This window comes from Sphingobium cupriresistens, assembly GCF_004152865.1.
Lineage (GTDB): Bacteria > Pseudomonadota > Alphaproteobacteria > Sphingomonadales > Sphingomonadaceae > Sphingobium > Sphingobium cupriresistens.
On record NZ_SEOO01000003.1, the window covers coordinates 86,111 to 99,213 of the forward strand.

Consider the following 13,103-nt stretch of genomic DNA (forward strand, 5'->3'; position numbering starts at 1 on the left):
GTTGGAACTCAAGACCCTTATCGGCGAGCCATGGTCCGATTACGGCCTGCTCGACAGCGGCGACGGGCGGAAGCTGGAGCGCTATGGCCGCTTCCGCTTCATCCGCCCGGAACCGCAGGCGATGTGGAAGCCCGCGACGACCGACTGGCGCGCCGACGGCGAATTCATCCCCGGATCGGACGAGGATGGCGGCGGCCGCTGGTATTATGAAAAGCCGGTCCCGGCCGAAGGCTGGCCGCTCCACTGGCGCGAAGTCACCTTCCAGTCGAGCTGCACCCCATTCCGCCATCTCGGCTTCTTCCCCGACATGGCGCCGATCTGGGACGATCTGCGCGCCACCTATGCGGATAAACCCGATGCCGAGGTCATGAACCTGTTCGGCTATACCGGCGTCGGCACGCTGGCCCTGTCGGCCGGCGGCGCGCGCATGGTCCATGTCGATGCGTCCAAGAAATCGGTGGCGCAGGCCCGCGCCAATGCCGACCTGTCGGGCATGGCGGACAAGCCGGTCCGCTGGATCGTGGAGGACGCCGCCAAATTCGTCGCCCGCGAAGTGCGCCGCAATCGCCGCTATGACGGCATATTGCTCGACCCGCCCAAATATGGCCGCGGTCCCGACGGCGAAGTGTGGCGGCTGGAGGAAGACCTGCCCGGTCTGATCGCCAATTGCCGGGCGCTGCTGGACGCGGACAGCCGTTTCCTGTTCCTGACCGTCTATGCGGTGCGCATGTCGGCGCTGGCGATCGGCGAATTGCTGCGCCAGGCCTTCGCAGACCTGCCCGGCACGGTCGAGGCGGGCGAACTGGCTGTGCGGGAAGAAGCGCGCGGCATCGCGCTGCCCACGGCGATCTGGGCGCGCTGGAAACGGTAAGCTATGTGCGGTTGGCTCAGGCCAGCGTCAGATAGATTTCCGCCTCGATCACCCAAGCGCCGCCGACTTCACGCCATTTGGCGCTGTAGCTCCCCGATGCTTGGGCTGCACCATGCACGACGCCCTGCCAGACGCCATGCTCCATCGCGATCGGCTCCACGGGCGACGCGACGATGGTTTCGGGCGTGCGGGTATAGATCATGCGCGGCTTGGCAGCGAACTCGCGCTTCCACGCCATCAACTGCGCCTTGCGTCCGGCAATGACCGCGCTGTCGGTGCCCGTCACCATGACGACATCCATCGCCAGCAGCGGCCCGATGGCGGTCAGATCCGCCTCGGCCAGCGCCCGGTTGAAGGACGCGCGCGCCAGGCGGATGGCGAGATCGGCGGTGGGGGTCATTTCCAGATAAAGCTCTCGAAGCGAACGTGGCTTGATTACCCGCAACGGGCCGACATAATCGCCATCGCCGCGTCATAACTCACGGTCAGCCGATCGGCGCGATAATCCATCGTCATCGCCATGCCCGGCCCGCCCCAGCGCAATGTCTTCGCGCCCGACGCCTTGAGCAAAGCCGCGCCAACCTCGGCGCTCGCCTTCTGTCCGACGAAGCTGTCCAGGCCATCATTGCGGCATGGTCCTTCGGCGCTGACGGGCGGGGTGGCCGGTCCCGGCCCGTTCGCCCCGGCGCACGCGACCAGGGACAGAGCCATCAGGCTTGCAATCACCATCCGCCCAGCCCGCTTCATCGCCGCTCTCCTATTCCGTGCGCGTCATCTTCAACCGGCCATTTTTGACCGCAAAGGCCATGCGGCCTTCGACCAGGTCAACCGCGTCGCGGCCAAATTGTTCATAACGCCAGCCCTCCAATATCGAGAGCCCCTCGCGCACGCCCGCGGCCAGCGCGTCGATATCGTCGGTCCGCGCGATCAGCCGCGACGCGACATTGATGTCGCGCGAGCGGATTTTCAGCAGCAGCTTGAGCAGGTCGGCCACCAGCGCGCCGTCCTTGCCCAGCCCCGGCCGCTTGGGATCGCGCTCCGGCATCTCGTCTTTGCCCAGCGGCTGGTGCTTGGCCAGCGCGTTCATCAGCCGCGCGCCGATATCGTTGGTCCGCCAGGTCGCGCTCAGTCCGCGCACCTTGCCCAATTCTTCCTGGGTGCGCGGCGGATGGCTGGCGATGTCGGCCAGCGTTTCGTCCTTGACGATGCGGCCGCGCGGCAGATTCTTGTCCTGCGCCTCGATCTCGCGCCAGGCGGCCAGCGCCTTGAGCCGTCCCAGTACGTCTGCCTTCTTGCTGGCGATCCGCACCCGCTGCCACGCCTGTTGCGGGTCGTTTTCATAATGGGACGGATCGCTGATCCGCTCCATTTCCTGGTCCAGCCAGTCGCCGCGCCCGGTCTTGCGCAATTCTTCCAGCATCTTGGGGAAGATCTGGATCAGGTAAGTGACGTCGCCGATCGCATAGTCGATCTGCCTTTTGTCCAGCGGCCGCCGCGCCCAATCGGTAAAGCGCGCGCCCTTGTCCAGCACCACGCCCATCCACGCATCGACCAGATTGCCGTAACCGATCTGCTCGCCCAGCCCCAGCGCCATCGCCGCGATCTGGGTGTCGAACATCGGGTGCGGCGTCTTGCCGGTCAGGTTGTGGACGATCTCGATATCCTGCCCGCCGGCATGGAAGACCTTCAGAACATCCTCATTCTCGCACATCAGGTCGAGCAGGGGCTTCAGGTCGATGCCGGGCGCCTTGGGATCGATCGCGGCGGCCTCGTTCGGGTCGGCAACCTGGACCAGACACAGTTCGGGCCAATAGCTGTTTTCCCGCATGAACTCGGTATCGACGGCGATATAGGGCGATTTGGCGATGCGGGCGCAGAAATCGGAAAGCGTCTTGCTGTCGGTAATCAGCGGATGAATTTGCATATGGTCTTCGATCTTATTATGGGCTGGCCCGCGTCCGGCGGACTGGTCAATGCTTGACAGCATAGGCCATAGCGGGACTGCAACACTTTGTCATTTCCGTAAAACGAAGCTGAAAGACCAAAACGCCATGCACGCCTATCGCACCCACACCTGCGGCGCCCTGACCACGGCCGATGTCGGGACTGAGGTCCGCGTGTCGGGCTGGGTGCATCGCAAGCGCGACCATGGCGGCGTTTTGTTCGTCGATCTGCGCGATCATTATGGCATTACGCAGGTGGTGGCGAAGGCCGACAGCGATCCGCTCCGTACGCTGGAATCGCTCCGCCTCGAATCCGTCGTGACGATCGACGGTCATGTGGTCGCCCGCGCCGCCGAAGCCATCAACCCGCGCATGGCGACCGGCGAGATCGAGATCGTGGCCGACAGCGTCACCATCCTGTCCACCGCCGCCGAACTGCCGCTGCCGGTCGCGGGCGAACAGGACTATCCCGAAGATATCCGCCTGCGCTACCGCTTCCTCGACCTGCGCCGCGAAACGCTGCACGCCAATATCGTCAAGCGCACGAAGATCATCTCCGACATGCGCCGCCGCATGGAAGGCATCGGCTTCACCGAATATTCGACGCCGATCCTGACGGCGAGCAGCCCCGAAGGCGCGCGCGACTTCCTGGTGCCCAGCCGCATCCATGCTGGCAAATTCTACGCCCTGCCGCAGGCGCCCCAGCAATATAAGCAGTTGCTGATGGTCGCGGGCTTCGACCGTTATTTCCAGATCGCCCCCTGCTTCCGCGACGAAGATCCGCGCGCTGATCGTCTGCCCGGCGAATTCTACCAGCTCGACCTCGAAATGAGCTTCGTGACCCAGGAAGATGTCTGGAACACGATGGAGCCGGTCATCGCCCAGGTGTTCGAACAGTTCGCCGACGGCAAGCCCGTCACCCCGGCAGGCAGCTTCCCGCGCATCCCGCACGCCGAGGCGCTGCTGAAGTACGGCAGCGACAAGCCCGACCTGCGCAACCCCATCCTCATCACCGACGTGACCGAACATTTCGTGGGGTCCGGCTTCGGTATTTTCGCATCGCTGGTCGACAGCGGCAGCGTGATCCGCGCGATCCCGGCGCCCGGCGCAGGGGCTGGCAGCCGCAAATTCTTCGACGAGATGAACAATTGGGCGCGGGGCGAGGGCTATTCGGGCCTTGGCTATATCAACATCAAGGATGGCGTTCCCGGTGGCCCGATCGCCAAGAATCACGGCGAGGAAGCGACCGGCAAGCTGATCGCAGCGCTCGGCCTCGGCCCCAATGACGGCGTGTTCTTCGCAGCGGGCAAGGAATCGCAGGCCGCCAAGCTGGCGGGCCTGGCGCGCACCCGCGTCGGCGAAACGCTGGACCTGATCGACAAGGACCGCTTCGACCTGTGCTGGATCGTGGACTTCCCCTTCTACGAATATGACGAAGACACCAAGTCGGTCGATTTCGCGCACAATCCCTTCTCCATGCCGCAGGGCGGGCTGGACGCGCTGAACAATCAGGACCCGCTGACGATCAACGCCTATCAATATGACATGGTCTGCAACGGCTATGAAATCGCTTCCGGCTCGATCCGCAACCAGTCGCCCGAACTGATGGTCAAGGCGTTCGAACTGGTGGGCCTCAGCCAGCAGGATGTGGAGGATCGCTTCGGCGGCCTCTACCGCGCCTTCCAGTACGGCGCGCCGCCCCATGGCGGCATGGCGGCGGGCGTCGATCGCATCGTGATGCTGCTGTGCGGCGCGCAGAATCTGCGCGAAATCACGCTGTTCCCGATGAACCAGCGCGCCGAAGACCTGCTGATGGGCGCCCCCAGCGCCGCCGAATTCAAGCAGCTGCGCGAACTCCATGTCCGCGTCGTGGAGCCGCAGGCGAAGGCCTGATCCCTATACTTTCCAGTTCCGTTCGGTTCGAGTAGCCTTCGAGCGAAGCCGAGAAGGCGTATCAAGAACAAGTTTCTCGACAAGCTCGAACCGAACGGGAGTGGAGCATTGACCATCGACCTTGCCGACTACGAAAAGGGCGCGAAATATAAAGGCGACTATGACGCCGACCTCCTAGCGGTCCAGCGGCGCCTCGCCAAGATTCAGGTCGCGCACATCCTGCACGGCAAGCGCAGCGTCGTCCTGCTGGAGGGCTGGGACGCCGCGGGCAAGGGCGGCATTATCAAGCGGATGAGCGCCGACTGGGACCCGCGCTATTATCAGGTCCACCCGATCGCAGCCCCCAATGAGGAGGAGCGCGACCATCATTTCCTCTGGCGCTTCTGGACGCGCCTGCCCGCCAGCCGCAATATCGGCATTTTCGACCGTAGCTGGTACGGCCGCGTGCTGGTTGAGCGGGTCGAGGGCTTTTGCAGCAAGGCCGACTGGAAGCGCGGCTATGACGAGATCAACGCCTTCGAAAAGCAACTGGCGCAGGATGGCGTCAATTTCGTCAAACTCTTCGTCCATATCACCCAGGAAACCCAGGACGAACAGCTCGCCCAGCGGCTCGATACGCCGTGGAAGCGGTGGAAGACCGGCGCGGACGATTATCGCAACCGCGCCCGGCGGGCCGACTATCTCGACGCGATGCACGCCATGTTCAAGAAAACCGACAGCAAGCACGCCCCCTGGCAGGTAATCGACAATAACCACCGCAAGGCCGGCCGGATCGCGGCCCTGACCTATGTTGCCGATCGGCTGGAAAAGCTGGTGCCGATGGATTTCCCCGATGCGGACCCTGCCGTGGTCAAACTGGCGCAGGACGCATTTGGCTATAAATCCAAATGAAATCAGCTACTTGTAACAAAATTGTCATGAAATTCTAACCGCGCATTTACCATTGACCGTCTAAGCCGCTGTCCATGTTAGCTGCGCCCATCGCCATGCCCGATCCGTCCGTCGTCCCCGGTCTGCCCCTGGCGGAGCGGACGCCGGTCGTGCGCCTGGGCCAGCCGCTCAGTGAAGCGGTTGACTGGTTCCAGCGCGATTCGGGCCTGCGCCTGCTGCCGGTGCTGGATACGCGCGACCGGCCGGTGGGCGCGATCTACGAGCGCGACATGCGCCGTATCCTGTTCAACCCCTTCGGTCACGCGCTGCTGCGCAATCCCAGTTTCGGCGGGCGGCTGGACGATCATGTCCGCCCCTGCGCCACCGTCGATCGCACCGCCAGCGTCGAGGCGCTGGTCGATCTGTTCGCGGCGCAGGGCGCGGGCTGCGACGGGTTGATCGTCACCGACGCTGGCGTCTATAGCGGCGTGCTCGGCGGCGGGCTGCTGCTGCGGCTGGCGGCCGATCGCGACGCGCGACTGGCGCTGGCGCGGACCGCGCGGGTTGAGCAGATCACGCAGGAAAGCGCCGCCTTCCGTCAGGATATCGCCACGATGATCGCCGACATGGCGGCGATGGCGCAGCGGCTGTCCGCGCTGGCGGGGCAGGCGGCGGAGCGGGCCGCAGGCGACGGCGCCGATTCGGCCGCCATGGCCGTCGCCGCGGCGCAGACGGCCGAGCGGCTGGCCGACCTGGCGTCGGGCGGCGCGGAATTGGGGCAGTTGTTCCGGGCGATGGAGGCCGAGGCCCAGGCGGCGGGCGCAGCGATAGCGGAGGCGGCGGCGCGCAGCCGGTCCGGGGTCGAACGCAGCACGGCGCTGCGAGTCGAGGCCGACGGCATCGGCGAGGTCATTGCGCTGATTGACAGCATCGCCCGCGCGACCGCCATGCTGGCGCTCAATGCGGGGATTGAGGCGGCGCGTGCGGGGGAGGCGGGGCAGGGCTTCGCCGTGGTCGCGCGAGAGGTGAAGTCGCTTGCCCAGCAGACCCGCGACGCCGCGGCCGGCATAGCCGGGCGGATCGACCATATCCGCACCGCCATCGGCGAAGTGGCGGCCGGTCACGCCCATATGGACGCCACCATGGCCCGCGCCGACCGGCTGTCGGCGGCGGTGTTCGAGGCGGTGGCGCGGCAGAGTCTTTTCAGCCGGACCATGGCGGACAGTGTGGCGGAGGCGGGATCGTCCAGCGCCCATATCCGCACCGGCGCGCGCCAGATCAGCGACAATGCCCAGGCCACCGTCCTGGCGGCGCGGGGGATGCGCGACGTCGCCGACGCCCTGGCCGACGAAGCGCATCGGCTGGAACGGCGCGCGGGCGGCTTCATCGCGGCCATTCGCGCCGCCTGAACGATCCCTCTGGCGTCTGCGCCGAAACGCGCTAGGCTATGGTTCCATAATAAGGAGAGGACGCCATGCTCGTGATGTTCGTCGGCACTGATCGCACCCAGACCGCGATCAACCCTGCGCAGGTCACCTTCGTTTCCTCGGTCAGCAACGGCACCCGCATCCGCTTCGGCGAAGGGCGCAGCGTCACCGTGACCGAACCGATCGATGCCGTGCTCGACAGTCTCAACCAGGCGCTGCGCCCGCACGAATGAAAGAGCGGTTGCGCTCCTGTTTTCGCAGGAGTTCGAGCGTCTCTATTCCGCCAGCTTCTTCGCCAGCGCGTCCTCCGCGCGCTGCGCATAGGCGCGGCAGGCGCGGGGATCGAGAAACGGATTGGGCGTGCGCGCCCTGGCCAGTCGCGCCAGCCTGTCGGCTTGGTCGTCGGCCGGGTGGGACGGGATCAGCAGGTCGCACCGCATCGCCTTCACCCGCGCGAAGCTGGTGCGAAAGGCGTCGACGAACGGCCGGTGCGCCGGATCGGCGAAGCGCCAGCCATCGGGCGCGATGGGATTGAGGCTGGAACCGAAGACGATCGTCCGGCAATCCTTCCCCTCGCAACTCTTCCAGCTCCAGCTCATGCTGCCCAGCGTATGGCCTGGCGTGGCATGGGCGGTGACCGCGGTATCGCCCAGCCGGATCCCTTCCCCATCGCGCACGCGCCGCACCTTCGCGACGCCGGGAAAGCGATCCAGCCACGCCGCCTGCGGATCGTCGGGGTCGCCGCCCCCCGTCCGCAGCACCGCCGCCCCGGCCGCGCTGGCGATCACGGTCGCGCCGCTGCCCCGCGCCAGCCCGGCGATGCCGCCGGCATGGTCATAATGGGGCTCGGTGGAGAGGATCAGTTTCACCTGTTTGATCGACAGGCCGAGCTGGCGGAGATGCGCCGCAATCTCCGGCACCCCTTCCGGAACGCCGCCATCGATCAGGATCAGCCCCGCGCTGGTGCGGATCATCGCGACGTTCAGGTCGCCGAACCCGACCAGATAGGTCGATCCGTAGAGTCGGGCGGGCGATTGCGGTTCCATCCACTTGGCATGATCGGGCGCGACCGGCGGCGATGCGGCGCCGCCGGGATTGCCCGCACCCATGGTCGCCATCCCAGCCAGGCTGATAGCGAATGCCACCGTTTTCCGCATGATCCTGCCTCCATTGCTTCTTGAAGGCGAAGTTGCCCTGTCGGACGGCCGCTCGCAAAGCAACATTTCTCGACAGAGCCATGAGCCAGGCTTATGGCTCTTGCCCCATGGACCGCGCTCAACTGCCCCTGAACGCCCTGCGCGCCTTCGAGGCGTCGGCGCGCCATCTCAACTTCACCAAAGCCGCCATCGAACTGTGCGTCAGCCAGGGCGCGGTCAGCCAGCAGGTGGCGGGGCTGGAGGCGCGACTGGGCGCGCCGCTGTTCCGCCGCCTGCCCCGCGGCCTGATGCTGACCGACGAAGGCCGCGCGCTGCTGCCGGTCATGGGCGACGCGCTCGACCGGATCGGCGCGACGCTGGACCGGATCGAGGGCGGCCGCCCGCGCGAAATCCTCAATCTGGGCGTCGTCGGCACCTTCGCCTCCGGCTGGCTGCTGGATCGGCTGGCGGATTTCGAACGGGCCTGCCCCCATGTCGATCTGCGCATCATGACCAATAACAACCGCGTCGATCTGGCGGGGGAGGGGCTGGACCTCGCCATCCGCTTCGGCGACGGCGCCTGGCATGGCACCCATGCCGACCCGGTCCTGCGCGCGCCGCTCGCCCCGCTCTGCACGCCTGACGTCGCAGCGCGCCTGCCCGATCCGGCCGCGCTCGCGCGTGAAACCCTGCTGCGTTCCTATCGCGCCGACGAATGGCCGCGCTGGTTCGCGGCGGCCAGCGCCCTCTGTCCGCCGCTGCGCGGGCCGCTGTTCGACAGTTCGATCCTGATGGTGCAGGCGGCCCTGCGCGGACTGGGCGTCGCCCTCGCCCCGCCCGCTATGTTCGACGCGGATCTGCGCGCCGGTCGCCTGGTCCAGCCCTTCGCCACGGCGGTCGATCTGGGCGGCTATTGGCTCACCCGCCTGATGTCGCGCCCGGACAGTCCAGCGATGGCGGATTTCCGGCGCTGGCTGATCGCCGCGGCCGGGGTCTGATCGTTCGCGCATAGGCGCAGAGAATGCAATGGATGGTTTGACGGGATCGCTATGCTCTATTCGTGCCTGGCGACCATGAAATAGCCGATTGCTTCCATGCAATCACGAAAAGCGCAAAACCGCCACAACTGTCCAACTTGTTGTCTCAATCACGCGGGATAGGCGATCGCCATCACCTCATATTCCTTCTCCCCCGCCGGCAGGCGCACGCGGCGCAGGTCGCCCACCGCCGCCCCGCGCAGCGCGCGCGATATGGGCGATCCCCAGCCGATCCGCCCCGCGTCCACATCCGTCTCGTCATTGCCGACGATGGTGACGGTGCGGTGATTGTCGTCCTCGTCTGCGATGGTGACGGTCGCGCCGAAATAGACCCGTCCCTTGTCGGGCTGTTGCCGGGCATCGACGACCTTGGCGTCCTTCATCTTCTTCGACAGGCGTTTCAGCTGAAAATCGATCTCGCGCATCCGCTTGCGGCCATAGAGATAATCGCCATTCTCGCTGCGGTCGCCATTGCCCGCGGCCCAGCTGACCACCTCGACGATGCGCGGCCGTTCGGTGCCCAGCAAATGGTCATATTCGGCGCGCAGCTTTGCGAAGCCTTCGGGCGAGATATAGTTGGGATAGGGGACGGTCATGGCGCAGCCTTATCCGTTGCCGGGGTGGTTGCGCAATTTTGTTCGCGCAGAGGCGCAGAGATGGCAGAGAAACGGATTGGCGCGGAGACGCGCAGGCGCGGAGATTTTGGGGAGCGGCCTTCTGCCGAAGAAACCGCCGCGCAGCGGCCTCAAAACCCTCCGCGACTCCGCGTCTCCGCGCGAACCAAAAATCACCCCGGCGTCTGCTTGCCCAGATAACGGCTCAGCACCGCATTGGTCCCCCGGAACTTCGCCCGCTCCGGGTTCATCGCCTCATAGACCACGGCGTTTTCCAGCACGCGCTGCACATAGTTGCGCGTCTCGAAAATCGGGATCTGCTCGATCCAGCGCAGCATGTCCGCGCCCGGCATCCGCGGGTCGCCATTGGCGCGGACCCATTTGTTCACATTGCCCGGCCCGGCATTATAGGCCGCCACCGCCAGCGGATAGCTGCCGCCATAATAGTCCAGCATTCGCTGGAAATAGCCCGACCCCAGCATGATGTTGTAACTTGGATCGTTCAGCGAGGCGGGTGCGTAGCTCATGCCCATCTTGCCTGCCTGCTCGCGCGCGGTGCCGGGCATCAACTGCATGAGGCCGCGAGCGCCCGCATGGGACACGATCTGCTTGTCGAACTGGCTTTCCTGCCGCGCGATGGCGTGGATCATGGTCCAGCTATATTGGGCTTGCGCCGGCACGGGCACGCGCGGGAAGGCGCTCTGGCCGTAACCGCTCAGGCCGCTGGACACGGCGCGGCGGCCGACCATCACGCCCATGTCGGGACGGCCGATCTTCTGCGCCAGTTCGGCCGCCAGATAATGGTCGGTGTCGCTATCGGCATTGTTGGCGATGGCGCGGGCGAATTTGCTCTGATCCTCCCAATAACCCATCTGGCCCAGCGCCTGCACCGCGCGCACCACCGTCCGATTGTCGAACGCGGCGCGCTCGGCCGCAGAAATCGGCACCGGCCGCTCGACCGTGGCGGGGGCGGGGATCGTTCGGCCCAGCCGCTCCAGCGCCAATTGCCCGTAAAACTGGTCGGGATAGACGCCCGCCTGATTGAAATAGCTGTTGGCGCTGGCCGCGTCACCGGACTGGAGCGCGGCGCGACCGGCCCAATAATAGCCCTTTGACTTGGTCTGGGGCGATTTGGCCGCATCGGCATAGCGGCGGAACATCGTCACCGCGTCGGTCGGGCGATTGAGGTTGTAGAAGGCGGTGCTGCCCGCCAGCCAGGCCAGGCTGGTATAATCGTCGCGCACGCCGATCGGTTGGTCGCTGACGTCTGCGCCGGGCGGCACCGCATCGTCGATCTTGCTGGCGATGCCGTAGGCGAAGCTCCACTGGCTGTCGTTGGCGGCGGCGCGGGCTTGCCCCAGCAGGACTTCGTAAAATTCCTCCGGCTTGCTCGGCCGGTAGGTGACGGCGTTGCGGTTCGCCAGATATTGCCGTGCCGCGACCCAATTGCCGCTGTCGCGCAACCACACCGCCTTGTCGGCGATGAAGCCCGCATCGCTTGCGCCCATGGCTTCGGCCGCTTGCATCAGCATCGCCGCGTCGGGCGCCTTGCGCCGGAACGCGATTCGCGCCTGGAACACCGGCCGCCGGGCGGGACTGACATAGGCGATCATCCGCGCCGCGCCATTGCTGTCATTGGCCCAGAGCAGCGCATCGGCGCGCTGGTCATGATCCGCGGGCGTCAGGGTGGAGCCGAACAGCGACAGCAGCCGCGCCTCGTCGGTGGGGCTGAGCGATCCGCCGACCCAGGCGTTGCGGGCGGCGATCCGGGCTTCGTCCATCCGGCCGAGCTGCATCAGCGCCACGGCGTTGCGGGCATGACCGGTCGCGGTGCGCGCCGGGAAGCGTGCGAAGAAGCCCGCCACCTGGCTGGGATCGAAACTGTCGGGATTGATCCCCGTCTCCGCCAGCCGCCGCATTCGGTCCTCGCCCGGCCAGCCGGGATTGGCGACGATGAAGCTGGCATAGGTGGAAAAGCCCAGGCCATCGCTCTGTTGCAGCGCGCGCCACTGGCTGATCGTGCTTGCGATGCCGCCATCCTGCGCCACGCCGATCCGGCCCTGCGCCTGTTGCCAGGGGCTGGGGCCCCCTAACCCCTGACCGTCCTGCGCGGGCAGCGGCTGCACGACCGGCCCCTGCGTCGGATATTCGGGCGGCACGCGCTGGACCGTCTCGGTCTGGGCGCCGGCGCCGGCGGTCATGAGCAACAGGGCGATGATGGGCATGCGGATCAGATAACTTTCGACATGGGTTGTGGCGCGCATGCTGGACATAATCGCAATTGCATCCTTATCAGGCCCTGAATGACGCGCTATAGCGCCCGGCTCGAACGATCATGCCCCGGCCGCCCGGAGATTTGAAGGAGTTTAATCATGTTTTCGGGCTCGATTCCGGCTCTGGTGACCCCGTTTCGCGACGGGCTGGTCGATGAGGCGGCGTTTCGCGCGCTGGTGGACTGGCAGATAGCGGAAGGATCCAGCGCGCTCGTCCCCTGCGGCACCACCGGCGAAAGCGCCACGATGACGGTCGAGGAGCATAATCGCGTTATAGCCATCTGCGTCGATCAGGCCGCCGGGCGCGTGCCGGTGATCGCGGGTTGCGGGTCCAACGACACCCGAATCGCGCTGGAACATATGTATGCGGCGCAGGGCGCTGGCGCGAACGCCGCGCTGGTCGTCGCGCCTTATTATAACAAGCCTAATCAGGATGGCGTCTATCAGCATTTCGCCTGGCTGGCCGAACGCTGCGACCTGCCGATCGTCCTCTATAACGTGCCCGGCCGCACCATCACCGACATCGGCGTGCCGGTCATGTATCGTCTGGCCGAGGAATATCAGTCGATTGTCGGGATCAAGGACGCGACCGGAAATCTGGGGCGGGTCACCGCCCAGCGGCTGGCTTGCGGTCCCGACTTCTGCCAGCTTTCGGGCAATGACGAAACGGCGCTGGGTTTCAACGCGATGGGCGGCAAGGGGTGCATCAGCGTCACCGCCAATGTCGCGCCGCGTCTGTGCGCCGATTTCCAGGCGGCCTGCGCAGCGCATGATTGGGATGGCGCCCTGGCGTTGCAGGATCGTCTCTATCCCTTGCACGACGCCCTGTTCAGCGATTCTTCACCCGGCCCGGTTAAATATGCGCTCACGCGCGTTCGCGCAGATATGCCCAGCGACGTCCGCCTGCCGATCACCTGGCCGTCGGAATCGAGCCGGGCCGCGGTCGATCGCGCGCTGGAAATTGCGGGCCTGGTGTAAAGTTGCGGCTGGTGGCCCATATGATGTGGCCCCCTTTGATGAAATGAGTAGTTAGACAGTC

Annotated in this window: 13 protein-coding genes; 7 read left to right on the top strand and 6 right to left on the bottom strand. The window is 65.9% G+C overall.

What is annotated here, in order from left to right:
* Position 1 precedes the first annotated feature (1 nt).
* Positions 2-871: an RsmD family RNA methyltransferase gene (locus EWH12_RS02925; protein WP_129925651.1), complete on the top strand. Its 870-nt coding sequence runs from the start codon at positions 2-4 to the stop codon at positions 869-871.
* A gap of 16 nt (positions 872-887) precedes the next feature.
* Here EWH12_RS02925 and EWH12_RS02930 read toward each other — a convergent pair whose 3' ends face one another.
* Genes EWH12_RS02930 through rnd form a run of 3 tightly spaced genes read right to left on the bottom strand, consistent with a single transcriptional unit; the run spans position 888 to position 2,795 of the window.
* Entirely contained in the window at positions 888-1,271 is a 384-nt protein-coding gene (locus EWH12_RS02930; RefSeq protein WP_129925653.1) for a nuclear transport factor 2 family protein, read from the bottom strand.
* A gap of 35 nt (positions 1,272-1,306) precedes the next feature.
* Positions 1,307-1,618, bottom strand: a complete 312-nt coding sequence (locus EWH12_RS02935; protein ID WP_422917709.1) for an I78 family peptidase inhibitor — start codon at positions 1,616-1,618, stop codon at positions 1,307-1,309.
* A 10-nt stretch (positions 1,619-1,628) separates the two neighbouring features.
* Positions 1,629-2,795 (bottom strand): ribonuclease D, encoded by a 1,167-nt coding sequence (gene rnd / locus EWH12_RS02940; RefSeq protein ID WP_129925728.1) that lies wholly within the window; start codon positions 2,793-2,795, stop codon positions 1,629-1,631.
* 127 nt (positions 2,796-2,922) lie between these two features.
* Between rnd and aspS the strand changes: the two genes are divergently transcribed.
* The 4 genes from aspS to EWH12_RS02960 all read left to right on the top strand — a co-directional run bounded on the left by aspS (position 2,923) and on the right by EWH12_RS02960 (position 7,237).
* On the top strand, positions 2,923-4,707 hold the full coding sequence (aspS, locus tag EWH12_RS02945) for an aspartate--tRNA ligase (protein ID WP_129925654.1): 1,785 nt from the start codon (positions 2,923-2,925) through the stop codon (positions 4,705-4,707).
* A gap of 108 nt (positions 4,708-4,815) precedes the next feature.
* Positions 4,816-5,598 carry a polyphosphate kinase 2 family protein gene (locus EWH12_RS02950; RefSeq protein WP_066599502.1) on the top strand — a complete coding sequence of 261 codons (783 nt, stop codon included), beginning with the start codon at positions 4,816-4,818 and terminating at the stop codon, positions 5,596-5,598.
* Positions 5,599-5,672: 74 nt separating this feature from the next.
* Positions 5,673-6,986, top strand: coding sequence for a methyl-accepting chemotaxis protein (locus EWH12_RS02955; RefSeq protein ID WP_129925656.1), 1,314 nt, complete (start codon positions 5,673-5,675; stop codon positions 6,984-6,986).
* Positions 6,987-7,051: 65 nt separating this feature from the next.
* Positions 7,052-7,237, top strand: coding sequence for a hypothetical protein (locus EWH12_RS02960; RefSeq protein WP_066599506.1), 186 nt, complete (start codon positions 7,052-7,054; stop codon positions 7,235-7,237).
* A 42-nt stretch (positions 7,238-7,279) separates the two neighbouring features.
* Here the strand turns inward: EWH12_RS02960 and bla are convergent, their stop codons facing one another.
* Positions 7,280-8,161, bottom strand: a complete 882-nt coding sequence (bla, locus tag EWH12_RS02965; protein ID WP_129925658.1) for a subclass B3 metallo-beta-lactamase — start codon at positions 8,159-8,161, stop codon at positions 7,280-7,282.
* A gap of 107 nt (positions 8,162-8,268) precedes the next feature.
* Here bla and EWH12_RS02970 point away from each other — a divergent pair, with 107 nt between their 5' ends.
* Positions 8,269-9,138 carry a LysR family transcriptional regulator gene (locus EWH12_RS02970; protein WP_066599508.1) on the top strand — a complete coding sequence of 290 codons (870 nt, stop codon included), beginning with the start codon at positions 8,269-8,271 and terminating at the stop codon, positions 9,136-9,138.
* Between the two features lie 149 nt (positions 9,139-9,287).
* On the opposite strand, the gene greB is transcribed toward EWH12_RS02970, so the two are convergent.
* Both greB and EWH12_RS02980 read right to left on the bottom strand, forming a co-directional pair.
* A complete protein-coding gene (gene greB / locus EWH12_RS02975; protein WP_066599510.1) occupies positions 9,288-9,773 on the bottom strand; it encodes a transcription elongation factor GreB in 486 nt (161 codons plus the stop codon).
* A gap of 191 nt (positions 9,774-9,964) precedes the next feature.
* Entirely contained in the window at positions 9,965-12,016 is a 2,052-nt protein-coding gene (locus tag EWH12_RS02980; protein ID WP_422917712.1) for a lytic transglycosylase domain-containing protein, read from the bottom strand.
* A 147-nt stretch (positions 12,017-12,163) separates the two neighbouring features.
* Here EWH12_RS02980 and dapA point away from each other — a divergent pair, with 147 nt between their 5' ends.
* Positions 12,164-13,042 carry a 4-hydroxy-tetrahydrodipicolinate synthase gene (dapA, locus tag EWH12_RS02985; RefSeq protein WP_066599514.1) on the top strand — a complete coding sequence of 293 codons (879 nt, stop codon included), beginning with the start codon at positions 12,164-12,166 and terminating at the stop codon, positions 13,040-13,042.
* Positions 13,043-13,103: the final 61 nt, after the last annotated feature.